General features: G+C 73.9%; 19 protein-coding genes. 15 read left to right on the top strand and 4 right to left on the bottom strand.

Annotation, left to right across the window (positions count from 1 at the left end; all coding sequences use genetic code 11):
- The first annotated feature begins 20 nt into the window (after positions 1-20).
- Positions 21-509 (top strand): GtrA family protein, encoded by a 489-nt coding sequence (locus HLI28_RS11305; protein ID WP_246246680.1) that lies wholly within the window; start codon positions 21-23, stop codon positions 507-509.
- Between the two features lie 2 nt (positions 510-511).
- Here HLI28_RS11305 and HLI28_RS11300 read toward each other — a convergent pair whose 3' ends face one another.
- A complete protein-coding gene (locus tag HLI28_RS11300) occupies positions 512-1,858 on the bottom strand; it encodes an ATP-binding protein (protein ID WP_171247663.1) in 1,347 nt (448 codons plus the stop codon).
- A 6-nt stretch (positions 1,859-1,864) separates the two neighbouring features.
- The gene (locus HLI28_RS11295; protein ID WP_171247662.1) at positions 1,865-2,551 is read right to left on the bottom strand and encodes a response regulator transcription factor; all 687 of its coding nucleotides are present in this window, start codon (positions 2,549-2,551) and stop codon (positions 1,865-1,867) included.
- Between the two features lie 143 nt (positions 2,552-2,694).
- Here HLI28_RS11295 and HLI28_RS11290 point away from each other — a divergent pair, with 143 nt between their 5' ends.
- From HLI28_RS11290 to HLI28_RS11255, 8 genes are all read left to right on the top strand, one after another.
- Positions 2,695-4,038 carry a sensor histidine kinase gene (locus HLI28_RS11290; protein ID WP_171247661.1) on the top strand — a complete coding sequence of 448 codons (1,344 nt, stop codon included), beginning with the start codon at positions 2,695-2,697 and terminating at the stop codon, positions 4,036-4,038.
- Positions 4,035-4,706: a response regulator gene (locus tag HLI28_RS11285; protein ID WP_171247660.1), complete on the top strand. Its 672-nt coding sequence runs from the start codon at positions 4,035-4,037 to the stop codon at positions 4,704-4,706. The genes HLI28_RS11290 and HLI28_RS11285 overlap by 4 nt, the downstream gene beginning before the upstream one ends.
- A gap of 43 nt (positions 4,707-4,749) precedes the next feature.
- Positions 4,750-5,397, top strand: coding sequence for a hypothetical protein (locus HLI28_RS11280; RefSeq protein ID WP_216077658.1), 648 nt, complete (start codon positions 4,750-4,752; stop codon positions 5,395-5,397).
- Positions 5,398-5,416: 19 nt separating this feature from the next.
- On the top strand, positions 5,417-5,815 hold the full coding sequence (locus HLI28_RS11275) for a TIGR03618 family F420-dependent PPOX class oxidoreductase (RefSeq protein ID WP_171247659.1): 399 nt from the start codon (positions 5,417-5,419) through the stop codon (positions 5,813-5,815).
- 203 nt (positions 5,816-6,018) lie between these two features.
- Positions 6,019-6,849, top strand: a complete 831-nt coding sequence (locus HLI28_RS11270) for an ABC transporter ATP-binding protein (RefSeq protein ID WP_171247658.1) — start codon at positions 6,019-6,021, stop codon at positions 6,847-6,849.
- Positions 6,849-9,422, top strand: coding sequence for an ABC transporter permease (locus tag HLI28_RS11265; protein WP_171247657.1), 2,574 nt, complete (start codon positions 6,849-6,851; stop codon positions 9,420-9,422). The genes HLI28_RS11270 and HLI28_RS11265 overlap by 1 nt, the downstream gene beginning before the upstream one ends.
- 79 nt (positions 9,423-9,501) lie before the next feature.
- Positions 9,502-13,866 (top strand): FtsK/SpoIIIE domain-containing protein, encoded by a 4,365-nt coding sequence (locus HLI28_RS11260; RefSeq protein WP_171247656.1) that lies wholly within the window; start codon positions 9,502-9,504, stop codon positions 13,864-13,866.
- Positions 13,867-14,046: 180 nt separating this feature from the next.
- The gene (locus HLI28_RS11255; protein ID WP_171247655.1) at positions 14,047-14,295 is read left to right on the top strand and encodes a WhiB family transcriptional regulator; all 249 of its coding nucleotides are present in this window, start codon (positions 14,047-14,049) and stop codon (positions 14,293-14,295) included.
- A gap of 100 nt (positions 14,296-14,395) precedes the next feature.
- Here the strand turns inward: HLI28_RS11255 and HLI28_RS11250 are convergent, their stop codons facing one another.
- Positions 14,396-15,871 carry a sensor histidine kinase gene (locus tag HLI28_RS11250; protein WP_171247681.1) on the bottom strand — a complete coding sequence of 492 codons (1,476 nt, stop codon included), beginning with the start codon at positions 15,869-15,871 and terminating at the stop codon, positions 14,396-14,398.
- A gap of 63 nt (positions 15,872-15,934) precedes the next feature.
- Here HLI28_RS11250 and HLI28_RS11245 point away from each other — a divergent pair, with 63 nt between their 5' ends.
- The 6 genes from HLI28_RS11245 (at position 15,935) to HLI28_RS11220 (ending at position 22,926) form a co-directional block, all read left to right on the top strand.
- A complete protein-coding gene (locus HLI28_RS11245) occupies positions 15,935-16,435 on the top strand; it encodes a DUF2505 family protein (RefSeq protein ID WP_171247654.1) in 501 nt (166 codons plus the stop codon).
- A gap of 276 nt (positions 16,436-16,711) precedes the next feature.
- Positions 16,712-18,040: an extracellular solute-binding protein gene (locus HLI28_RS11240; RefSeq protein WP_171247653.1), complete on the top strand. Its 1,329-nt coding sequence runs from the start codon at positions 16,712-16,714 to the stop codon at positions 18,038-18,040.
- 129 nt (positions 18,041-18,169) lie between these two features.
- The gene (locus HLI28_RS11235) at positions 18,170-19,342 is read left to right on the top strand and encodes a carbohydrate ABC transporter permease (protein ID WP_171247652.1); all 1,173 of its coding nucleotides are present in this window, start codon (positions 18,170-18,172) and stop codon (positions 19,340-19,342) included.
- Complete coding sequence (locus HLI28_RS11230) at positions 19,339-20,256, top strand: carbohydrate ABC transporter permease (protein ID WP_171247651.1); 918 nt, start codon at positions 19,339-19,341, stop codon at positions 20,254-20,256. Before HLI28_RS11235 ends, HLI28_RS11230 begins: the two co-directional genes overlap by 4 nt.
- A gap of 85 nt (positions 20,257-20,341) precedes the next feature.
- Positions 20,342-21,895, top strand: coding sequence for a glycoside hydrolase family 1 protein (locus tag HLI28_RS11225; RefSeq protein WP_171247650.1), 1,554 nt, complete (start codon positions 20,342-20,344; stop codon positions 21,893-21,895).
- A 20-nt stretch (positions 21,896-21,915) separates the two neighbouring features.
- The gene (locus HLI28_RS11220) at positions 21,916-22,926 is read left to right on the top strand and encodes a substrate-binding domain-containing protein (RefSeq protein WP_171247649.1); all 1,011 of its coding nucleotides are present in this window, start codon (positions 21,916-21,918) and stop codon (positions 22,924-22,926) included.
- 26 nt (positions 22,927-22,952) lie between these two features.
- Here HLI28_RS11220 and HLI28_RS11215 read toward each other — a convergent pair whose 3' ends face one another.
- Complete coding sequence (locus HLI28_RS11215) at positions 22,953-23,972, bottom strand: 1-acyl-sn-glycerol-3-phosphate acyltransferase (RefSeq protein WP_343035800.1); 1,020 nt, start codon at positions 23,970-23,972, stop codon at positions 22,953-22,955.
- Position 23,973: the final 1 nt, after the last annotated feature.

Here is a 23,973-nt window from a genome sequence, read left to right as displayed (position 1 = left end):
CGGGCGATAGGCTGGCGGCCATGTCCCCGTCGGCCCCTGCACCCGCGCCCCCCGGGCCGTCGATCTGGCCGGTCCGGTTCGTGACGCTGATGTGGCGGCGTCGCGTGGAGCTGCTGCGCTTCGGGACCGTGGGCGGCCTGGCGTTCGTGGTCGACCTCGCGCTGTTCAACCTCATGCTGCACGGTCCGGTCGACGTCCTGGCCGACAAGCCCGTCACGGTCCGCGTCATCGCCGCGGCGGTCGCGACCCTGGTGTCGTGGATCGGCAACCGGTACTGGACGTTCGCCGCCCGACGCACCCGGCGCCGGGTCCGCGAGCTGGTCGAGTACGCCGCGGTCAACGTCGGCGGGGTCGCCATCTCGGCCGGGTGCCTGGCCTTCTCCCGCTACGTGCTGGGGCTGGACTCGGCGCTGGCGGACAACGTCGCCGCCAACGGCGTCGGGCTCGTGCTCAGCATGATCTTCCGCTACGTCATGTACCGCACGGTGGTGTTCCGCGGCGAGGGCTGACGTCAGCCCTCCTCGTGGTGCAGCCACCCGCGCCGGCGCCCGCGCGACGAGATCGTCGTGCCCGGTGGCAGGACGACCCGCGGGTCGAGGGTGCGCGGGACGCCCGCGAGGAAGATCCGGAAGACGGGCGGGCGGCGCTGCGCGAGCTCCAGGCGCCCGCCGTCGGCGGCCACGAGGTCGCGCGCCAGCGCGAGGCCGAGACCGGTGCTGCCCCCGGTGGAGGCCCCGCGCTCGAAGATCCGCGGGGCGATCTCGTCGTCGACCCCGGGCCCCTGGTCCGAGACCTCGAGGGCCACGGCGTTCTTCGGTCCGGAGGGTTTGGAACGGATCGTCGTGGTGCCGTCGCCGTACTTCAGGGAGTTCTCCAGCAGGGTGGCGATCACCTGGGCGAGAGCCCCGGGCGTGGCGAGCACGCGGTGGTCCTCGGCGACGTCGATCACCAGCTCACGGCCCGCCCCGGCGAACGTGTCCGCCCACTCCTCGTGCTGCTGGCGCACGACGTCGAGGAGCACGACGGCCTCCGTGGTCCCGCCCTGGGAGCGGCGTGACGTGGCGAGCAGGTCGTCGACGACCGTGACGAGCCGTTCGACCTGTTCGAGCGAGACCCGGGCCTCGTCGACGACCTCCTCGTCGCGAGAGGTCAGCATGATCTCCTCCAGCCGCATCGACAGCGCGGTCAGCGGGGTGCGCAGCTGGTGGGAGGCGTCCTGCGTGAACTGCCGCTCGGCCGCCAGGCGCCCGGCCAGCCGGTCCCCGGACCGGGCCAGCTCGGCCGCGACGAGGTCGATCTCCTCGACCCCGGACGGTTCCAGGCTCGGCCGGACCTGGCCGGACCCGAGCTGCTCGGCCGAGGCCGCCAGGTAGACCAGCGGGGCCGACAACCGGTTGGCCTGCCAGACGGCCATCGCCACCCCGGCCGCGATCGCCACCACTCCGGCGACGACCACGAGCGCGACCATCTGGGCGGCCTGGATGTAGGCCCCGCTGGCGGACACCTCGAACGAGACCCAGGCGCGTCCGCTCTCGGTCTGGCGAGCCTTGACGATCACCGGGTCGGAGGCCTCGTCGCCGTAGGTGAGCTGTTCGCCCCCGGGCAGGCTGACGGTCACCCGGGCGGGCAGGTCACCCTCACGCCCCTCGGCAGCACGCTGCAGCTGGTCGTCCGTGGGCCGCTCGTCCCGTTCGACGGCGCGCGAGACGGTCAGCGTGAACGCGTCGACGCGGTCGGAGATCCGCTGCTCGGCACCGGCGACGACGTACCGCGCCCCGAAGATGCCCAGCGGGACACCCAGCAGGAGGACGGCGACGGCGAGCGCCGAGATCGTCGCCTGGAGGACGCGACGACGCACGGCGCCTCAGACCTGCTGACCGAGCTCGAACCGGAACCCCAGCCCCCGGACGGTCGAGATGTACCGCGGCGCGTTCGCGTCGTCGCCGAGCTTGCGCCGCAGCCAGGACACGTGCATGTCGAGGGTCTTGGTCGATCCGACGGGGTCGGACCCCCACACGTCCCGCATGAGCGTGTCCCGCACGACCACGGAGCCGGCGTTGGCCACCAGGACCTTGAGCAGGTCGAACTCCTTGGTGGTCAGGTGCAGCTCCCGGTCGCCCTGGAACGCGCGGTGCGCGGACACGTCGACGCGCACGTCCTGCGCACGCATCTCCTCGTCCTCGGCGGCCTCGCCGTGGGTCCGCCGCAGCAGCGCCCGCACCCGCGCGAGCAGCTCGGCCAGCCGGAACGGCTTGGTCACGTAGTCGTCGGCGCCGGCGTCGAGCCCGACCACGAGGTCGACCTCGTCGGCGCGTGCGGTGAGCACGAGGATCGGCGTCGACAGGCCCCGACCCCGGATCTCGCGGGCGACGTCGAGCCCGTCGACGTCCGGCAGGCCGAGGTCGAGGACGACGATGTCCGCGTCTCCGGCGTGGTCGATCGCTCCTTGACCTGTTCCTTGCACGACGACGTCGTAACCCTCACGAGAAAGGGCCCGCGCCAAAGGCTCGGCAATCGCCGGGTCGTCCTCGGCCAGCAGTACGTGGGTCATTCCCTCATGCTAGCGGCATTACCCCTGGGCACGGCACGTCGGACACGACGGTGAGATCGCCCGACGTGGGGCATGTCACGAACCGTCGCGGATCAGACCCCGGGGGGACGTCCCCGGCCTTCCGTCTGCCTAGGCTAGCGGCCATGGGCTGGTCAGGACGGGTGAACCGGTGGTTCGAGGGGCACCGGTTCGGGGTCGACGCCGTCGGTGCCGGGACGCTCGCCCTGGCGGTGCTGGTCAGCGCCACCGATCTGTCCGGCGCCGGCCGGGGCCCCGCGGTGCTGGCCTGGTCGCTCGCCCTCGTCGTCCCCCTCGCCTGGCGACGTACCCACCCGGTCGCCTCCGTCGTCGCCGTGTACGCCGTGGGCCTCGCCCACCTGCTCTCCGGCCTGCCCCTGCTGCTGCCCGGGGACGTCGCGGTGCTCGCCGCCCTGTGGGCCGTCACCGTCTACGGACCACGCTGGGCCCACGTCACGGCGATCGTCTCCGCCGTCGCGGGATGCTTCCTCCTCGGTCCGGTGCTGGTTCTGCAGGAGGCCTGGTTCGGAGGGCTCGCGGACACGCTCGGGATCAGCCTGTTCTGCTCGACCGTCGCGCTGGCCGTGTGGGCGCTGGCCCTGGTGCGCCGCTACCGGCGCGTCACCGTCGAGGCGCTGCGGGACCGCGCCGAGCGGCTCGAGGTCGAGCGCGACCAGCAGGCCCGGATCGCCACCGCCGCGGAGCGTGCGCGCATCGCCCGCGAGATGCACGACATCGTCGCCCACTCGCTGTCCATCGTGGTCGCCCAGGCCGACGGCGGCCGCTACGCGGCCTCGGCCGACCCGCAGGCGGCCGTCCGTGCCCTCGGCGTCGTGTCCGAGACGGGGCGCGCGGCACTGGCCGACATGCGCCGCCTGCTCGGCGTCCTGCGCGACGACGACGCGGCGACGTCGCGCGCACCGGTCCCGGCCGGCGCCGGGCGGGCGGCCGACGAGACCCTGCCGGTCGGCCCCGACGGTCCGACCGGGCCGGCCGAGGGTTCACCGCCGGCCCCCGCGCCCCTGCGCCCGCAACCGGACGACGCCGAGCTCGACGGGCTCGTGCAGCAGTCACGCGGTGCCGGGATGCGGGTCTCGCTCGTCCGGGTCGGGACCGCACGCCGGCTCCCCCCGGGGGCCGGGCTCACCCTGCACCGCGTGACCCAGGAGGCCTTGAGCAACGTGCGCAAGCACGCCGGTCCGCGACCGCAGGTGACCGTGGTGCTCCGGTGGACCGCCGACGCGGTGACCGTCGACGTGACCGACGACGGGCGAGGTGCCGCCGCGGTGTCGGACGGCCGCCCCGGCTTCGGGCTGCTGGGCATGCGGGAGCGAGCAGCCGTGTTCGGCGGGAACGTCACCGCCGGCCCCCGTCCCGGCGGAGGCTGGCGGGTACGGTTCGTCCTGCCGGTCCCCGCCTCGGCACCCGCCACCCCGGGACGGTCCGAGGACATCGAGGAGCCCGTATGACCGCGCCGATCCGCGTCGCGCTCGTCGACGACCAGCAGCTCGTGCGCGCCGGGCTGCGGATGGTCATCGACTCCCAGGAGGATCTGACCGTGGTCGTCGAGGCCTCCGACGGCGCGCAGGCGCTGCGGCTGCTGGCCGACCACCGGGTCGACGTGGTGCTCATGGACGTGCGCATGCCGACGATGGACGGGCTGACGGCCACGGCCCGGCTCACGGCCTCCCCCGACGCGCCGACGGTCGTCGTGCTGACGACCTTCGACCTCGACGAGTACGTCCTCGAGGCGATCCGCGCCGGGGCGTCCGGCTTCCTGCTCAAGGACACCCCGCCGGAGGAGCTGCTCGCCGCGGTCCGGACGGTGCACCACGGCGACGCGGTCATCGCGCCGTCCTCCACCCGCCGCCTGCTGGAGCATCTCGTCACGGCGCTGCCGGCGTCGTCCGCCCCCGCCCAGCACGCGGCGCTGGCCGCACTGACCGACCGGGAGCGCGAGGTGCTGGTCCTCATGGCGCGCGGGCGGTCCAACACCGAGATCGCGGCCGACCTGTTCGTCGCCGAGACGACCGTGAAGACGCACGTCGGCCGCGTGCTCGCCAAGCTGGGAGCCCGCGACCGGGTCCAGGCCGTGGTCACCGCCTACGAGACCGGGCTCGTCCGGCCCGGGGCCTGAACCGGCCGCCGGGCCCCCGGCGGCTGCCCCTACCCTGGGTGTCGTGTCCCGCGAGTCCTCCCTCGAGCCCAGGTCCTCCACCGTGGAGGACCCGGCGCCCGAGCCGACCGAGGACCGCTGGGAGCGGCGGTTCGCCTGGCCGGTGATCGTCGCGGCACTGGCCTCCGTCCCGGCCGTCTGGCTGACGCTGCTCTCCGAGCCCTACTCGACGATCGGCACCGTGGGCAGCCTGCTCACCGGCGCCGTGCTGCTGTCGGAGACCGTCGTGCTGTTCGCGGTCTCCGGCGACAAGCGGCAGTGGGTGCGGCAGCACCGCTGGCTGGTCGGGGTCACGCTGGCCGTCGTCGTCTCCGCCGCGTTGGCGATCGGACCGGCCCAGCTCCTGCGGCTGGTCCGGGCCGTCGGGGCGCTGCGTCTGCTGCGGGCCCGGCACATCGTGCGGGCCGGCAGGCGCGTGATGGACCACTCCCGGATGGACAAGAGGTGGGAGCGGGCCCTGACCGGGGTGATCGTGGTCGTCGTGGCGGCCTTCGTGGCCGTGGTGCTCGCCGACCCCACCTCGCAGAGCCGCGTCCTGCTGGAGAGCCTCGTCGGCGGGCCGGTCTACGTCTGGATCGTCCTCACCGCCGGTCTGCTGCTGTCGGCGGCGATCTTCGTCCTCGTGCGGGCCCGCCTCCGCGACGACGGGTGACGCCCACCAGAATGGACGGATGACGACCACTCCTCTGACGTCCGCCACGCTCGAGCTGCTCCGCCGTCCGAACCCGGCCGTGATGGCCACGGTGACGCCCTCCGGTGCTCCCGTGTCGGTGGCCACCTGGTACCTCTGGGACGACGACTCCCAGCGCGTCCTGCTCAACCTCGACGCCGGCCGCGCCCGCCTGCGGCACCTCGAGCACGACCCGCGCGTCTCGCTCACCGTGCTGGACACGAACTGGTACCACCACGTGAGCCTGCGCGGCGAGGTCGAGCTCGTCGACGACCCGGACCTGGCCGACATCGACCGCCTCGCCCGCCACTACACCGACGAGCCGTACGTGGTCCGCGACCACCCCCGGGTGAGCGCCTGGATGACCGTGACCTCGTCCCACGTCTGGCCGCCGCGCTGAGCCGACGCTCTCCGGTTCCCCCTCCCCGGCGTCCGGGGGAACCCGGAGGCCACCCGGGTGGACGTCCTCCCTGAGGATGACCTGGACGCCCGTCGGGACCAGCCTGCAGACCGACGACGGCGCATCCGGCGCTCCGTAGCGTCGGTGCCGTCATCGCGCTCCCCGACGGGAGCCGCCAGCACCAGACATGCGGAGAGCATCCCGTGGACACCACCGTGTACGTCCCGATCGACGACGGCGCCCGTGACGCCGTGGCCCCCACCGACCACGTCCCGGCCGTGCGGGCCCGGGCCCTGACCAAGACCTACGGCACCGGCCAGGCGCAGGTCCGCGCCCTGGACGGTGTCGACGTGGACTTCGCGGCCGGCCGGTTCACCGCGATCATGGGGCCGTCGGGCTCGGGCAAGTCCACGCTCATGCACCTGCTGGCCGGCCTCGACAGCGCCACGAGCGGCCAGGCGTTCCTCGGGACGACGGACGTGACCGCCCTGGGCGACAAGGCCCTGACGAGGCTGCGGCGCGACCGCGTCGGGTTCGTCTTCCAGCAGTTCAACCTGCTGCCGATGTTCACCGCCGAGCAGAACATCACCCTCCCGGTCGAGCTCGCCGGCGGCACCGTCGACCGCGCCTGGTTCGACACGCTGGTGACCACGCTCGGGCTGTCCGAGCGGCTCACGCACCGCCCGAGCGAGCTCTCCGGCGGCCAGCAGCAGCGCGTCGCCATCGCCCGGGCGCTCATCGCCCAGCCGGAGGTCGTGTTCGCCGACGAGCCCACCGGCAACCTGGACTCCCGCAGCGGCGTGGAGGTCCTGAGCTTCCTGCGCCGCAGCGTCCGCGAGCTGGGCCGCACGATCATCATGGTCACCCACGACCCGACGGCCGCGGCGTACGCGGACAGGGTGGTCCTCATCGCCGACGGCCGGATCGCCGGGGAGATCTCCGACCCCACGCCGGAGGCCGTGCTGGCCGGGCTGGACGCGTTGCGCTCCCTCGAGACCCCCGTGTCCGACGACGTCACGCCGGCAGGTGCCTGATGCTGCGGATCACCCTGGCCCAGATGCGCCGCAGCGCCGGCCGGCTCGCCGCCGCGGGCGTCGCGATCGTCATCGGGACGGCCTTCGTCGCGGCCACGCTGCTGGCCTCCGGCGTCATCACCCGCATGACGTACGACTCCGTCGCGGCGCAGTACGGCGACGCCGACCTCGTGGTCGGCGCCACGCAGGACGCCCCGCTCGACGTCGACGCGCTGGCCGCGACCGACGGCGTCGCGGCCGTCGCTCCGGTGACGGCCATCTACGCCGAGCTGACCGACGGGGCCCGCTCGGTCTACCAGAGCGTCGTCCCCACGGCCGACGACCGGCTCATGCCCCTCGAGGTGACCGCGGGCGCGATGCCGTCCGCCGCCGGCGAGATCGCGCTGCCGGCCGACGTCGCCGACCGGCTCGGCGTCACCCTCGGGGACACCGTCGACGTCGGGCGCGACGTCGTCGGCGACGACGGCTCGTGGCGGCAGGTCACCGAGACGCCGGCCGTCGTCGGGTTGCTGGACGACCCGTTCGGGGCGTACGCGCGGACCGGTGGTGCCGCCGTCGTCGACGCCGCGACCTACACGACGTGGCAGACGGAGGCCCGGGGCGAGCCGGTCGCCGTCACCGAGGCCGCCGTCGTCGTGGCGGACGGCACGGACGTCACCGCGGCGCAGTCCGCGCTCGCCGGGACGGTCGGTGGAGCCACGAGCACGGACAGCGCACCGTGGGTGGTCACCACCGACGAGCGCGCGGCCGAGTCCGCCGCCGAGCTCACCGGCGGTCAGGACCTGATGTTCCTCGTGTTCGTGCTCACCTTCGCCGCGGTCGCGCTGGTGGTGGCCGGGCTGGTCATCACCAACACCTTCCAGGTGCTCGTGGCCCAGCGGGCCCGCACGCTGGCGCTGCTGCGCTGCGTCGGGGCGGACAAGGCCCAGGTCGGTCGCAGCGTGCTCACCGAGGCGGCGATCCTCGGCCTGGTCGCCTCGGTGGCCGGCGTGCTGCTCGGCACGGCGCTCGGGCAGACGGCCCTGTGGGTCGCCCACGCCCTGGACGTCCCCGTGCCGCTGCCGGGCGCCGTCGCGCTCACCTGGCAGGTCGTCGTGGTCCCGGTACTGGTCGGCACCGTCGTCACGGTCGGCGCCGCTCTGGTCCCCGCCCGGGTGGCGACCCGGGTGGCACCGCTGGCCGCGCTGCGTCCTGCCGACTCCCCCTCGACCTCGCGTCGCGCCGGGAAGGTCCGCCTGGTGCTGTCGCTGCTGACCGCGGCGGTCGGCTTCGGGCTGCTCGCGGCGGGCGCCGCGCTGGGCACGGTCTGGCAGGAGCCGACGCTCGGCCTGCTGGCCGGGATCGCCGGCGGTGCGCTGTCGTTCGTCGGGGTGGCCGTCGGGGCCGTCTTCTGGCTGCCGAGGGTCGCCGCGGCGGCGGGACGGCTCGTCGCCGCCTCGGGCCCGACGGCGCGGCTCGCGGCCGCGAACACGCTGCGCAACCCGCGACGCACGGCGACCACCAGCACCGCGCTGCTCATCGGCGTCACCCTGGTGGCGATGATGACCACCGGGGCCGCGAGCGCCCGGACGTCGCTGACGGCGGCGCTGGACGAGCAGTTCCCGGTGGACGTGATGGTGACCTCGACCGCCTCCGACGCCGACGGCGAGCAGGAAGCCCTGTCGGGCGAGCTGCGGGCCGACGTGGCCGCCGTGGACGGCGTGCGTGCGACCACCGACGTCTCGGAGATCCTCGTACGGGCGACGTCCGGCGCCGGGTCGGCGGCGACCTGGCTGCCACTCACCGCCATCGACCCGGCAGGCGGCGCGGAGGTGTTGAACGCCCCGGACGTCCTGGCGGACCTCGAGCCGGGCACGGTGCTCCTCGGTGAGGTCCAGGCGCAGGACCTGGCGCTGGGCACCGGGGACTCCGTCGAGCTGACGGACACCGACGGCGCGGTGACCGTCACCGTGGCGGTCGGTGCGTCCGGCGACACGAGCTACCTGACGACCGACGACCTGGCGGCGCTGTCCTCGGACGCGTCCGTGACGGGGATGTACCTGGCGCTGGACGACGGGGTGGACGCCGCGTCCGCCGTCGGCGCGATCCAGGACGTCGTGGCGGACTCGGGCGAGTCGGCCCAGGTCACCGGCGTCGCGTCCCAGCGCGCCCTGTTCGACCAGGTGATCGACACGATGCTGGGCATCGTCGTCGGACTGCTCGCGGTGGCCGTGGTCATCGCCCTGATCGGGGTGGCGAACACGCTGTCGCTGTCGGTCATCGAACGGCGCCGCGAGTCGGCGACGCTGCGGGCGATCGGGCTGTCGAAGGCCCAGCTGCGCGGCATGCTCGCGATCGAGGGCCTGCTCATCGCGGGTGTCGGCGCGGTGCTCGGCGTCGTGCTGGGCCTGGTGTACGGCTGGGCGGGTGCCGGGGCCGCGCTCGGGATCATGGGGGACGTGTCCCTGAGCGTCCCGTGGCTCGAGATCACCCTGGTGCTGGTCGTCGCGCTCGTGGCCGGCCTGGTCGCCTCGGTGGCGCCCGCCCGCACGGCGCTGAAGGCCTCACCGGTGGAGGCGCTCGCCACGGAGTGACGCCCGTCGGAGCCGCGGTCGTCCACAGGGTGTGGACGACCGCGGCGTGGGTGGTGGCGGGGATGACACCGTCGTGCACATGCCCGTCCGCCTCACGCTGCACCCCGACGAGGACGTCGAGCTGCCCGAGGGCGCGCGGCTCGGTGACCTGCGCGCCCCGCTCGCCGACCTCGTCCGGCGACCCGAGCTGCTGCGCGCCGAGCTGATCGCCGACGACCGGCCCGTCGGTGACGACGCCCGCGTGGGCCGCCGTCCGCTGCTGCCGGGGGCGGTGCTCTCCGTGGCCGGCCCGGGCGGCGGGAGGCTGCCGGCGGCCGACGTCGCCGCGCTGCGCAGCCGGTGGTTCCTGACCGCGGCGTCGGGTCTGCGCGCCGGGGAGCCGCGGGTGCTCGCCGTCGGGGCACCGCTGACGCTCGGTCAGCGCGATGCGCGGGTCCGGGTGACCGTGGACACCCGGGACCGGGTGCGGGTGCGCCGGCTGCCGCGACGGGCCGCCCCGCACCGTGTCCCCCGCCCGGTGACCCGGGGGCCCCGGTGGCGGCGGCCCGTCGCCCTGGCCCCGCCCGCCGGGCGCACCCGGCGGCTCGGGCCCTGGCCGCGCCGCTGGCGACCGGGCACGGAGCTCGACCTGGACGGCTCGCGATTCGCGCTGCACGCCTCGGGTGACGTCGACGTCTGGCTGGGTCCCCCCGCGGCCGCGCCGGACCGTCCGGCCGGTGCCGGGCCGGCGATGCTGATCACCGGGCTGGTGCCCGTGCTGGGCTCCGTGGTTCTCGCCGTCACCCTGCGCCAGCCGCTGTACGCCCTGTTCTCCCTGGTGGCGGTGATCGCCCTGGTACCCCAGGTCGCGGCCGTGCGCCGACGGCGGTGGGGCGCTGCGGACCCGGTCCCGCTCGCGCCGCCCCCGGTGGGCGCGGACCCGGGCCGGACCGGCGCACGGACGGCCGCGGCCCACCAGGCGTCCGACGGCGCATGGCTGCGCGTCCGGCGTGCGCACGCCGCAGCCCGGTCGGCCGCCGGCACGGCCCCGTCCGCGCCGACCCTGCAGACGCTGCTGCCCGACGGCGCCCTCAGCGTGCGCGGTCCGGCAGCGCCCGTGCGCAGCGTCGGCCGAGCGGTCGTGGTCGATCTGGCCGCCGCCGGGGCCGCCGTGGAGGTCCTCGGGGACGGACGGGACGCCTGGCGCTGGTGCCGGTGGATCTCGCCCGGCGACGACGGAACGGACTCGAGCGGGCCGTCCCGTGTCCTGGTCGTCGACTCCCCCCGGCCGGAGGACCTCGCCGCGGCGGACCGCGCGGCGCGCCGCGGTGACGTCGTCGTCCTCTGCCTGCCCGACGACGGGAGGGATCCGGCACCGCGGGAACCCGCCTGGTGCCGCACCAGATGGGACGTCACCCCCGACGGCCGCGTGCTGCGCACCGCTCCGGACGGTACGGACACCCTCGTGGCCGCCACGGGAGTCACCGTCGCGTGGGCCGAGCGGACGGCCCGCCGCCTGGCCGGGCTGCGTGCGCTGGGCCGCGACCCGGCACGGCTCGGTGAGGAGACCACCCCCGACCGGAGCGACGACCGCTCCGATCCCACCGACCCACGCATCCCGGCGACCGTCGCGCTGCGCGACCTGCTGGACGGATCCGAACCCGCCGCCCGCTGGGCCCGAGCGCGAGGGTGGACGATCCCGCTCGGACGCGGCGCCGACGGGACCCCGGTCGTCCTGGACCTCGTGGCGGACGGTCCGCACCTGCTCGTGGCCGGCACCACCGGCGCCGGCAAGTCGGAGCTGCTGCAGTCGCTGGTGCTCGCCCTGGCCGCGACCCGCTCCCCCGCCGACCTGTCCCTCGCGCTCGTCGACTTCAAGGGCGGCGCCTCCTTCGGTCGCTGCGCCGACCTGCCGCACGTGGTCGGGCAGGTGACCGACCTCGAACCGGGGCTGGCCGGTCGGGCCCTGACGGGACTGCGCGCCGAGCTGCGTCGCCGTGAACGCCTGCTCGCCGACCACGGCGTCGCGACGTCGGACGACCTGCCGGCCGGGACCTTGCCCCGGCTGGTCGTCGTCATCGACGAGTTCCGCGCCCTGGCCGACGACCTGCCGGAGTTCCTGCCCGGGCTGCTGCGGATCGCCGCGCAGGGGCGTTCGCTCGGTGTCCACCTCGTGCTGGCCACCCAGCGCCCGGCCGGTGCCGTCAGCGCCGACCTGCGGGCCAACGTCACCACCCGGATCGCCCTGCGCGTCGTGGACGTCGCGGACTCCCGCGACGTCGTCGAGCACCCGGCGGCCGCGGCCATCCGGGTCGGCGACCCCGGCCGCGCCGTCCTGCGCATCGGCTCCGCGCCGCCGCTCGCGGTGCAGTGCGCCCACGCCGGGGCGCGGGGCGACGGCACCGCCGGGCCCGTGCGACGGGTTCCGACCGGGTGGACGGCGGGGAGGCACGACAGCCCGCCCGTCCGGACGGACCGGTCCGCCGACGCCGGTGACCCCGTGGCGGACCTCGTGGCGGACCTGCGCCGCGCCGCCCACGGGCTCGGGCACCGGCCCGGCCCCGCCCCGTGGCTGCCGCCGCTGCCGGACCAGGTGGGTGCCGACGACGTCCGGCCCGGTGACGAGGACCCGCCGCCCGGCCCGGACCGGCTGCCGCTGGCGCTCGCCGACGACCCGGACGGGCAACGTCGTCTGCTCGCGTGCTGGCGGCCGCACGACGGCCACCTCGCCGTGCTGGGTGCGGCACGCTCGGGACGGACCACCGTCCTGGCCACCCTGGCGCACGCGGCACTGGCAGGCGGGTGGTCCGTGCACGTCCTCGCGCCGGACGCGGCCCACCGGGCCTTCACACCGTTCGCCGACCATCCGGGCTTCGGCACCCTGGCCGGCGCCGACGACCCGCGCCGGACGCGGCGGCTCCTGCGGCTCCTCGCGGCCGCTCCCGACCGTGCCGACGGGTCGCGCACGCTGGTCCTCGTCGACGACGCCCCCGGGCTGCGCGCCGCGCTGGCGACCTCCGACCCCTGGGACCCGCTGGTGACGGCGCTGGCCGCGGGACGGGCGGCCTTCGCGGTGACGGCGGACTCCGCGACGGTGGGCGGCCTCGCGGCGCGTGTCGGCCCGCGGGTGGTGATGCTGGGGAACGACCCGCACACGGCGGTGATGCTCGGGGTGCCGCAGCCGTTCGCCGGTGCCGGCGGGCCGCCCGGCCGCGCCGTCCTGCTGGGGAACCACGAACCACAGCTGTGCCAGGTGCTGCTCCCGGGCCACCCCCCGGCGGCGGCACTCCCCGCACCGTCGGGAGGGGAGCGGACGCCCCGGGTGCTGCCGCTGCCCACGGAGGTCGCCGCGGCGGAGCTCGACCTGGCACGGCGGGACCGCCGAGCGACCGGTACGGCCGTCCTGGTCGGGCTGGGCGGCGACGCCGCGGAACCCGTCGCCCTGGACGTGGGCGCGGGCGCGCTGGTGGTCGGACCGCGCGGCGCCGGCCGCAGCACGGTGCTGTGCACGGTCGCCCGCGCGCTCGCCGCCGCGGGGCGGCTCGCCGGCGTCGTCTCCCGGGACCCGGCGGTGCGCGCGGCGGCGGGCGACGCGCCCACGGCGGGCCGCACCTCGGTGGGTGTGCGAGAGCTGGTGGGGTCCCTCACCGCGGCAGGTGGAACCCTCGTCGTCGACGACCTCGACGTCGTGACCCAGTCCTGCCCGGTGGAGGCCGACCGCCTGGCCGCGCTCGTCGACGACGGCCTGACGGTCGTGGCCTCGGCGACGACACAGGGCGCGGTGATGGCCCACCGCGGCGTGCTGGCCGAGCTGCGTGGCCGGCGGACCGGGGTGGTCCTGGCACCGGGCGAACGCGGTGCGGACGAGGTGCTGGGCACCGTGGTGTCGGAGGTCGCCGACCCCGGTCCGCCGCGCCCCGGCCGGGGTGCCCTGGTGCAGGCCGGGCACGCGGTCTGCGTCCAGGTGGTACGGATCGACGCGGAGCCCGACGGCTCAGCCGAGCGTGTGCTCGACGACCCCCCGCGTCATGAGGCAGACCAGGACGACGGCAGCCAGCAGGAGCATCAGCACCCCGCCGAGCGTCGCGGCGACGGACCCGCTGGTGAGCAGCGCGATGCCGAGCAGCCCCTGGAAGATCTGCCAGCCGGCGACGGGCGAGCGGCCGCCTCGACGTCCCTGCCACAGCGCACGCGAGGCCCAGGCCAGGAACCACGCCAACGCGAGGAAGAACGCCACCGCGAAGAGGCTGATCCCGAGGCTGACGGACCGACCTCGCACGAGGTCGACGACCATCGCGCCGGCGAAGACCACCATCGCCAGGACCTCGAGACCGACCACGCCGACGACCGCGACCAGGGCCCGCGGAGGACGCGACGAGGGACCGGCGTCAGCCGGGTCGGAGGGGGCGTCGGAGGCGGGCATCGTGGCGATGATAAGGCTGACCAGGCCCGTTGTGCAGTGTGATGAAACCCTCAGGGTTCACGCCGGAGAAATCTTTGCGTAACCCCTTGTGCGGCGGTTCACGAGGTGTGAGTCTTGTTGGCAGATTCCGAACCCCCTGGACGACACCGGACCCGGACGGGCAGCCGTCGGCATGCGCCGGGACGGGCGCCCGCGGCAGGGGACGAGCACTGAGGAGATGACATGGACTGGCGCCACCAGGCGGCCTGCCTCGACGAGGACCCCGAACTCTTCTTCCCGATCGGCAACACCGGCCCCGCGCTCATGCAGATCGAGGAGGCCAAGGCGGTCTGCCGTCGTTGCGACGTCGTGGACACCTGCCTGAAGTGGGCCATGGAGTCCGGTCAGGACGCCGGTGTCTGGGGCGGCATGAGCGAGGACGAGCGCCGGGCCCTGAAGCGCCGCACGGCGCGCGCCCGCCGCGCCGGCTGAGCACGTCGCACCGCCACGAAGGCCCCTTCACCACGGGTGAGGGGGCCTTCGTGCGTGTCCGCCACCGCGGCGGCACCCCGCCGACGGCGGACCCGGCGGGTCAGCGGTGGGACTCCTCCCGCAGCTCCACGTCGAGCACGACCTCCGTCCCGCCCCCGTCCCGCGGCCGCCAGTCGATCGTGCCCCGCAGCTCGTTGGTGACCAGGGTCCTGACGATCTGGGAACCCAGCCCGCTGCGCGAGGAGCGGCCGAGCTGGTCGATCCCACCCTGCATCCCCACACCGTCGTCGGCGACGACCACGCTCAGCGTGGCCCCGTCGCGGCGGACGTCGATCCACACGGTGCCGGACTCGCGGTCGGGGAAGGCGTGCTCGACCGCGTTCGTCACGAGCTCGGTGAGCACGAGCGCCAGCGGCGTGGCGTCCTGGGCCGGGATCATCCCGAAGGACCCCTGCTGGGCGGTGTGCACCGAGGTGTGGGTCGAGGCGACGTCGGCCGCCATGCGCAGCGCGCGCTTGAGCATGTCGTCCAGACCGACCTGCTCGTCGAGGTTCTGCGACAACGACTCGTGCACCAGGGAGATCGTCGCCACACGCCGCATCGCCTCCTCCAGGGCCGCCCGCGCCTCGGGCACGTCCATCCGGCGCGCCTGGAGCCGCAGCAGCGCCGCCACGGTGGCGAGGTTGTTCTTCACCCGGTGGTGGATCTCGCGGATCGTGGCGTCCTTGGTCATGAGCTCGCGCTCACGGCGCCGCAGCTCGGAGACGTCACGGCAGAGCAGGACCGCCCCGATGCGCTGGCCGTGGTCGGTCAGGGGCAGCGCCCGCAGCGACAGGGCGACCCGACCCGCCTCGATGTCGGTCCGCCAGGGGGCGCGCCCCATCACCACCAGGGGCAGCGACTCGTCGACGGTGTTCTGCTGCTCCACGATCCCGGCGGTGACCTCGATCAGCGACTGGCCCACGAGGGGCCCGATGACGCCGAGGCGGTGGAAGCACGAGAGCGCGTTGGGGCTGGCGTACAGCACCTCGCCCTCGGAGTTGAGCCGGATCAACCCGTCCCCGACGCGCGGTGCGCCACGGCGCGGGCCCGTGGCGGCGTTGCGCGAGGGGTACTCGCCGCGTCCGATCATCGCCAGCAGGTCGTCGGCCGACTCGACGTAGTTGAGCTCCAGCCGGCTCGGGGTGCGCCCCGAGCCGAGGTTGGTCTGGCGGGCGACGACGGCGACGGCCCGGCCGTCGTGGACGACGGGGACGGCTTCCTCCCGCACGGCGTAGGCACCGAACCAGCGCGGCTCGCGCGAGCGTTGCGCGCGGGCCTCCGTCATCGCCGCGACGAGCTGCGCCGTCTGGCCGTCCGGGGCGAAGGAGCCCACGACGTCGTCGTAGTGGACGGTGGCACCCGTGCTCGGGCGGCACTGCGCCACGGCGACGAACCGTCCGTCCCGCGTGGGCAGCCACAGGACCAGGTCCGCGAACGCCAGGTCGGAGACGATCTGCCAGTCCCCCACGAGCAGGTGGAGCCACTCGCCGTCACCCTCGTGGAGGTCGGCGTGCTCGGCGATCAGGTCACTCATGGCGGACACGCCCACCACCCTACGGGCACGCACCGGCCCGGGCGGCGCCGGTAGGGTGTGGACGTGCACCTGACGGTGGAGCTGACCTACGCGGCGGAGACGACTGCCGTGGCCGCCGCGCTGAGCGACCCGGAGTTCCTGCGCTGGCGGTCCCAGGACCGTGGCGCCGCGGCCGCGACGGTGGTCGACCTGTCCGGTTCGCACCATGCCGGGTTCACCCTCTCCCTGCGTCGCACGGTGCCCACCGACGTGATCCCCTCCCAGCTCCGTCACGTCGTCGGCGACCAGCTGGAGATCCGGCAGGCCGAGGCGTGGGAGGCCCCCGTGGACGGCCGGTACGTCGGGACGGTGGTGGTCGAGATCACGGGCGCACCGGTCCGGCTGACCGGCACGCTGCTGCTCGCCCCGACCGAGGACGGCGGGACCCGGCACGTCGTCGAGGGCGAGGTGCACGCCTCGGTCCCGCTGTTCGCCGCGGCCGTCGAGGAGGCTGCCGCGAGTGCCGTGCGGCGGGCCCTGGAGGCCGAGGCCCAGGCCGCTCGGGACTGGCTGGCCCGGGGCTGACCGCCCCCGGGGGGTCGCCCGACCGCCACCGCTGCACGGCCCACGGCATGGGATGACGCGTCACACTTTCATAACGGGAGCGCTCCCATACCGCCTCTGACCTGCGGAGACGCGTGGACGACACGTCACCGTCCGACAACGTCCGCCCCGGCGGCTTGACGCGGAGGCGCTGGTGACGGAAGCATCACTCCTGGTCGTGGAAGCGCTACCATCCTCATCGAGGTGGTCGCGCTCCCAAAGCGTCCGACACCGATCGAACCAGACAAGGGAGTCACCGTGCTCAGCAGCACCCGCCCCCGCCGGACTCGCCGCCTCGCTGCGGCCACCGCCGGCATCGCGTCCCTCGGCCTCCTCCTCGGCGCCTGCTCGGGCGACACCGAGGAGAGCACCTCCGAGGAGGGCAGCGGCGAGACCGACGAGGAGATCACCCTCACCGTCGCCACCTTCAACAACTTCGGGTACACCGACGAGCTGCTCGCGCAGTACACGGAGGAGCACCCGAACGTCACCGTCCAGCACACGACGGCGGCGGAGGCCGCGGACGCGCGCACCAACCTGTCGACCAAGCTCGCCGCCGGTGGCGAGGGTCTGGCCGACATCGAGGCCGTCGAGGTCGACTGGCTCTCGGAGTTCATGCAGTACCCGGACCTCTTCGCCGAGATGCCGGCCATCGACGGTCGCTGGGTGGACTGGAAGGTCGAGCAGGCCACCACGCCCGACGGCAAGCTCATCGGCTACGGCACCGACATCGGCCCGGAGGCCATCTGCTACCGCTCCGACCTGATGGAGGCCGCCGGCCTCCCGTCGGACCGCGAGGAGTTCGCCGAGTGGCTCGGCGGCGACGGCGCGACCTGGGAGAGCTACTTCGACGCCGGCAAGGAGTACCAGGAGGCCACGGGCAACGCCTGGTTCGACGGTGCCGTCGCCACCTACCAGGGCATGATCAACCAGGTCGAGGCCGCCTACGAGGACCCGGAGACCGGGGAGCCCAAGGACATCGCCTCCAACACCGAGGTGAAGGACCTGTACGACCAGGTCCTCGCGGCCTCGGTCGACGACAAGCTGTCCGCCGGTCTGGAGCAGTGGGGCGACGACTGGTCGGCCGGCTTCCAGAACGACGCCTTCGCCACCATGCTCTGCCCCTCCTGGATGACCGGTCCGATCGAGCAGAACGCCGGCAACGTCGAGGGCTGGGACATCGCTGACGTCTTCCCGGGCGGCGGCGGCAACTGGGGCGGCTCGTTCCTGACCGTGCCCGCCTCCGGCGAGAACGTCGAGGCCGCTCAGGAGCTCGCCGCGTGGCTGACCTCGCCCGAGGTCCAGACGCAGGCCTTCACCGAGGCCGGCACCTTCCCCTCGCAGGTCGAGGCGCAGGAGTCCGAGGAGGTCCAGACCTTCGTCAACGACTTCATGAGCGAGGCCCCGGCCGGCGAGATCTTCACCTCGCGGGCGCAGGCCATCGACGGTGCCGTGTACAAGGGGCCGAACTACTTCTCCATCCACCAGGAGGTCCAGAACGGTCTCAGCCGTGTCGACCTGAACGGTGAGGACCCGGAGAAGTCGTGGGAGACCACGGTCGCCTCCGTGAACGAGCTGGGTCTCTGATCCGACCCGCCGGAGGGTGACGGGCCCGTCCGTCACCCTCCCTCACCACCCTGTCGGGCCGGTCGCCGACCCCGGCGACCGGCCCGACACGTGTCCGCCCCCACCGGAGAGACGTACAGGAATCACCTCATGGCCCTCATGTCCCCCACCCGGCCAGCGCACTCGCGCGGCAACCCCGACCGCCCGTCGCGGCGCATCGGGTTCTCCCAGCGGCTCGGCCGACTGGACGTCAAGGTCTCCCCCTACCTGTACATCTCGCCGTTCTTCCTGCTCTTCGCCGTCGTCGGGCTGTTCCCGCTGGGCTACACCGCCGTGGTGTCGGTCTACGAGTGGAACCTCCTGGGCGGTCAGGGTGACTTCGTCGGCATGCAGAACTACGTCGACGTGCTGCAGCAGCCGACCTTCTGGAAGTCCGTCGGCAACACGTTCTCGATCTTCCTGCTCTCCTCGGTCCCGCAGGTCATCATGGCGATCACCATCGCCGCCCTGCTCGACCAGAACCTGCGCGCGGCGACCTTCTGGCGCATGGGCGTGCTCGTGCCGTTCATCGTCGCCCCCGTCGCGATCTCGATGATCTTCGGCCGCCTCTTCGCCGACCAGTACGGCTTCATCAACGAGCTGATCGGGCTCGTCGGACTCGAGCCGATCGCCTGGCACGGTGACCGGCTGGCCAGCCACGTCGCGATCGCGACGATGGTCAACTACCGCTGGACCGGCTACAACACCCTCATCTTCCTGGCCGCGATGCAGGCCGTGCCCCGCGACCTGTACGAGGCGGCCGTCATCGACGGCGCCGGCCGCGTCCGCCAGTTCTTCTCGGTCACGGTCCCGCAGATCCGCGCCACCATCATCTTCGTGGTCATCACCTCGACCGTCGGCGGCATGCAGATCTTCGACGAGGTCCGCATGTACGACGCCGGTGGTCTCGGCGGCCCCAACCGTGACTGGATGACCACGGTCGTGTACCTCTACGACGTCGCGTGGGGCAACCAGAAGAACTTCGGCCGCGCCGCCGCGGTCGCCTGGCTGCTGTTCCTCCTCATCGTCATGATCGGCATGGTCAACTTCCTGGTGACGCAGCGGATCTCCACCGCCGGGCCGAAGCAGTCGAAGGTGAGCCGCAAGCACACCAAGCGCCTGCTCGCCGAGGCACGGGCCGCCGGTGCACCGGGCGGCGTCCGGATGCCGCCCACCCCGCCGGGGGCACCGGCCGGGTCCGGTATCCCCTCGCCACCGCCGACCCCACCCGCGCGACCGTCCACCGGCTCGCCCACCACGAACTCCGGGGAGGACCTCCGATGAGCTCCGTCGCCGTCACCGCACAGACCGCCGGTCCGGGCGCCGCGCGCGCCGCCGCCAAGCGCCGCCGCCGGGTGCCGCTCGGCGGGTCCACCCGGCGCGCAGGTCGCCTGACCTACTTCCTGCTGGGCGCGGTCCTGCTGATCTCGATCTTCCCGCTCTACTACACCCTGCTGCTGGGCTCGTCCGACTCGGTCTCGATCGCGCAGAACCCGATCCCGCAGTGGCTGCCGGACTCCAGCCTCTTCGCGCAGTTCCAGACGGTCATCGCCTCCGACAGCATCAACTTCTGGAAGGCGCTGTGGAACTCCACGCTGATCGGCGTCTTCTCGTCGCTGTCGGTGGTGTTCTTCTCGACCCTCGCCGGCTACTCGTTCGCGAAGCTCAACTTCCGCGGTCGCGGTCCGCTGCTCGTCTTCGTCATCGCCACCATGGCGGTGCCGGTCCAGCTCGGCATCATCCCGCTGTACATCCTCATGAGCGAGATCGGCTGGTACGGCAAGGTGCAGGCGGTCATCGTCCCGGGTCTGGTCACGGCGTTCGGCGTCTTCTGGATGACCCAGTACCTCTCGGAGGCGCTGCCGTACGAGCTCATCGAGGCCGCCCGCGTGGACGGCGCGTCGATGTTCCGGACCTTCTGGTCGGTGGCGATGCCGGCGGCCCTGCCCGCGGCGGCGATGCTCGGGCTCTTCCAGTTCGTCCAGCAGTGGACCAACTACTTCTGGCCGTCGATCATCCTCACGTCGCAGAACCCGACGCTGCCGCTCGTGGTCCAGTCGCTGCGGGACAACTACTTCGTCGACTACTCGCTGGTGATGGGTGGCGTGTTCCTCGTGACCCTGCCGCTGCTGGTGATGTTCTTCTTCGTCGGACGCCAGCTCGTCGCCGGGATCATGGCCGGCGCCGTGAAGGGCTGACGCGGGACCTGCCGTTCCACATCTGGGGTGCCCGGACGGACCACCGTCCGGGCACCTCACCACTCCACACGGAAGCACTGCTGACATGACTCTCACCGCACCGGGCACTGGCGCCCGGCTCGCCGCCCCCGGGACGACCGTCCCCTTCGTCCCGTCGACGCCGCTGACCGGGACGACGCCCCACAGCAGCGGACGCGTGACGTTCCCCGAGGGCTTCCTGTGGGGCACGGCCACCGCCGCCTACCAGATCGAGGGCGCCGGCGCCGAGGACGGGCGCGGCGAGTCCATCTGGGACGTCTTCTGCCGCATCCCGGGCGCCGTGGTCCACGGTGACGACGGCTTGGTGGCCTGCGACCACTACCACCGCTACCGCGAGGACGTCGCGCTGATGTCCCGCCTCCACCTCGGCGCCTACCGGTTCTCCACCTCGTGGGCCCGCGTGATGCCCGACGGCCGGACGGTCAACCCGAAGGGTCTTGACTTCTACTCCCGCCTCGTCGACGAGCTGCTCGAGGCCGACATCCTGCCGTGGCTGACGCTGTACCACTGGGACCTGCCGCAGGCGTTGGAGGAGGCCGGCGGCTGGCCCGCCCGTGACACCGCCTACCGGTTCGCGGACTACGCCGTCACCATGCACGAGGCCCTGGGCGACCGCGTGACCACGTGGGCGACCCTCAACGAGCCGTACTGCTCGGCGTTCCTCGGCTACACCGCCGGTGTGCACGCCCCGGGCCGGACCTCGCCGGAGCTCGGCCTCGCGGCGGCCCACCACCTCATGCTGGGTCACGGCCTGGCCGTCGACGCGCTCCGGGCGCGCGACCCCGAGGCCACGCTGGGACTGACGCTGAACTGCACGGTCTCGGACCCCGTCGACCCGACGAACCCGGCGGACGTCGACGCGGCACGGCGTGACGACGCCATGTTCAACCGGGTCTTCCTCGACCCGATCTTCCGCGGCGCCTACCCGCAGGACCTCCTGGACGACGTCGCGCACCTGAACTTCGCCGACCACGTCCGTCCCGGGGACCTCGAGGTGATCTCGACACCGATCGACGCGCTCGGGGTGAACTACTACCACGGCAGTGCGATCGCCGCGACGCCGCAGTCCGGGGAGCGCCCCGACGGGACCGCCGGCCCCGAGGGAGAGCGCCCGGCCGACCCGTCGGCACCGGCCCGCGATCTCCGCTCGCCGAACCCGGTCCCGGAGGGCGTCCACGCGCACAGCCGCGGCCTGCCCCTGACCGACATGGGCTGGGAGGTGCAGCCCGAGGGCCTCACGCGCCTGCTCACCCGCTTGCAGCAGGACTACACGGGCCCGCGCGGCACGTCGCTGGTCATCACCGAGAACGGCGCGGCCTTCCCCGACGTCGTCGAGGCGGACGGCAGCATCGACGACCAGGACCGGCTGGACTACATCGACCGGCACCTGCGCGCCGTCAGGGACGCCATGGACGCCGGCGCCGACGTCCGGGGCTACTTCGCCTGGTCGCTCATGGACAACTTCGAGTGGGCGCTCGGGTACACCAAGCGGTTCGGCATCACGCGGGTGGACTACGCGACGCAGGAGCGTACCGTGAAGGCCTCGGGTCACTGGTACGCGGGGGTCGCCCGCGACAACGCCGTCCCGGCACGGGACTGAGCGGAAGGTAATCTCCGACCGTGGTCACGAAGCACATCGCACCGACGCTCGACGACGTCGCGCGCACCGCAGGGGTCTCCCGCTCGACCGCGTCGCGGGCGATCAACGGCGGTGACCGGGTGTCGCCGGAGGCGCAGCAGGCCGTGGACGCCGCGATCGTCCGGCTCGGCTACGCGCCCAACCGCGCCGCCCGGTCGCTCGTGACCCGGCGGACCGACTCGATCGCCCTGGTGGTCCCGGAGCCCGACGCCCGGATCCTCACCGACCCCTTCCTCGCGGGCGTCGTCCGCGGTGTGAGCGAGGGACTTGGCGGGACGGACCTGCAGCTCGTGCTGCTCCTGGCCCGCCAGGGCGAACGACCCGGCCACATCGCCCGCTACCTGACCAGCGGGCACGTGGACGGCGTCATCGTCGCCTCGCACCACAAGGACGACCGGATCGAGCAGGAGCTGCGCGGCGGCGCGCTGCCGGCCGTCTTCGTCGGCCGCCCCTTCGACTCCGCGGGCCTGCACTACGTCGACGTCGACAACCGGGCGGGAGCCCGCGTGGCGACGCAGCGGCTCGTCGACCGCGGCTGCCGCCGGATCGCGACCCTGACGGGTCCGCAGGACATGACCGCCACGCTCGACCGGTTCGACGGGTGGCGGCAGACGATGACCCGCGCCGGGCTGCCCACGGATGCCGTCGCCGAGGGCGACTTCACGGTCGAGGGCGGGACCGCCGCGATGGAGCGGGTCCTGGCCGAGCACCCGGACGTCGACGGCGTCTTCGCGGCGTCGGACCTCATGGCCACCGGTGCGCTCCACGTGCTGCACGCCCACGGCAAGCGGGTGCCCGAGGACGTGGCGGTGGTCGGTTTCGACGCGCTGGGGGCCGAGCGCACGACCCCGCGGCTGACCACGGTGCTCCAGCCGGTGGTCGAGATGGTCGCGGCGGCCACGTCGTCGCTGCTCGACATGCTGGGCGGGGAGGACGTCCACCCCGAACCGCGGATCTTCATCCCGCGGCTCATCGAGGGCGAGTCCGCGTAGCCCTCCGCCGCGGTGCGCGTCCCGGCTCAGTCGGCCGGGGCGCGCGCCGCGATCCAGTCGTCCAGGACCTGCCACTGGTCGAACAGCCAGGCCTCGCGAGCGGCGACGTCCCGCGGCACGGCACCGGGCGGGTGCAGCCACGCCCGCATCGTGACCGTCTTGTCCATCGGCAGCTCGCGCCACACGTCCCGCACGTCGACCAGCCGGTCCAGACCGGTGTGCGCCACCACCAGCACGGCAGCCTCGGGCGCGCCCTCCAGCGCCGCGTCGAACCCCCCGACGTGCGGCGCCATCACCTCGTGCATCGCCTCCGCCCGGCGGGCGAGGTCGTCGTACCCCGACCGGCGCAGCGCCTCGATCCGTGCCGCGCGGCGCCGCGGCGTGACGTTCCCGCCCTCGGGGAAGAGCACGAGGGCGTCGTCGGCCGTCAGCCCGGCGGCGATGCGGTGCACGGTCTCGCGGGCGCCGGGGTGACCCGCGGGACGCCGCGAGGCGGGCGTCACGAACGCGGCGGGCAGCCGGTTCATGAGGACGTCGATCGCCGGGTCCCACTGCATCGTGTCCTTGAGCACGATGGCGGGGGCGCGTCCGGACAGCCCGAGCAGCCGGTCGACGATGATGAACGAGTCCCCCGGGCCGGCGTGCCTGCTCAGCACCACGAGAGGCGCCTCCGGCAACGACAGCGCGTCCGGCACGTCCAGCTCGATGCGCAGACGCAGGGTCCAGCGCACCTGCCAGAAGAACAGGGCCAGCATCCCGCGGGCCAGCCGGACGTGCGCACGCCGGTACCACGGCCGGTCGGCGAACAGGCCGCACGCCGCGGCGAGCCACAGCCCGAACATCGCCAGCAGGGCCGTCGCGTCCCACACGATGTAGAACGCGGTCATCCACAGCAGCCGCAGCACCCGCAGTCCGCCGGGCACGACCCAGGTGAGCACGCCGCCGACCAGCACGGCGAACATCAGGGTGGTGGGGACCATGACGACGGCGAGGGCCACGACCAGCGGCGCGAGGACGACCCGGCGGACCCACCGCGGCGGCAGCACG

The organism is Isoptericola sediminis, from assembly GCF_013085345.1.
GTDB lineage: Bacteria > Actinomycetota > Actinomycetes > Actinomycetales > Cellulomonadaceae > Isoptericola > Isoptericola sediminis.
The sequence above is the reverse complement of the archived record's forward strand: the minus strand, read 5'-3'. Positions and strand labels throughout refer to the sequence as shown.

Bases quoted from the DNA above. Each gene is read 5' to 3' on its own strand.
- HLI28_RS11250 (WP_171247681.1), bottom strand. From the start codon at position 15,871: ATGAGTGACCTGATCGCCGAGCACGCCGACCTCCACGAGGGTGACGGC.
- HLI28_RS11260 (WP_171247656.1), top strand. From the start codon at position 9,502: ATGCCCGTCCGCCTCACGCTGCACCCCGACGAGGACGTCGAGCTGCCC.
- HLI28_RS11290 (WP_171247661.1), top strand. From the start codon at position 2,695: ATGGGCTGGTCAGGACGGGTGAACCGGTGGTTCGAGGGGCACCGGTTC.
- HLI28_RS11230 (WP_171247651.1), top strand. From the start codon at position 19,339: ATGAGCTCCGTCGCCGTCACCGCACAGACCGCCGGTCCGGGCGCCGCG.
- HLI28_RS11295 (WP_171247662.1), bottom strand. From the start codon at position 2,551: ATGACCCACGTACTGCTGGCCGAGGACGACCCGGCGATTGCCGAGCCT.
- HLI28_RS11275 (WP_171247659.1), top strand. From the start codon at position 5,417: ATGACGACCACTCCTCTGACGTCCGCCACGCTCGAGCTGCTCCGCCGT.
- HLI28_RS11225 (WP_171247650.1), top strand. From the start codon at position 20,342: ATGACTCTCACCGCACCGGGCACTGGCGCCCGGCTCGCCGCCCCCGGG.
- HLI28_RS11235 (WP_171247652.1), top strand. From the start codon at position 18,170: ATGGCCCTCATGTCCCCCACCCGGCCAGCGCACTCGCGCGGCAACCCC.
- HLI28_RS11255 (WP_171247655.1), top strand. From the start codon at position 14,047: ATGGACTGGCGCCACCAGGCGGCCTGCCTCGACGAGGACCCCGAACTC.
- HLI28_RS11285 (WP_171247660.1), top strand. From the start codon at position 4,035: ATGACCGCGCCGATCCGCGTCGCGCTCGTCGACGACCAGCAGCTCGTG.
- HLI28_RS11265 (WP_171247657.1), top strand. From the start codon at position 6,849: ATGCTGCGGATCACCCTGGCCCAGATGCGCCGCAGCGCCGGCCGGCTC.
- HLI28_RS11305 (WP_246246680.1), top strand. From the start codon at position 21: ATGTCCCCGTCGGCCCCTGCACCCGCGCCCCCCGGGCCGTCGATCTGG.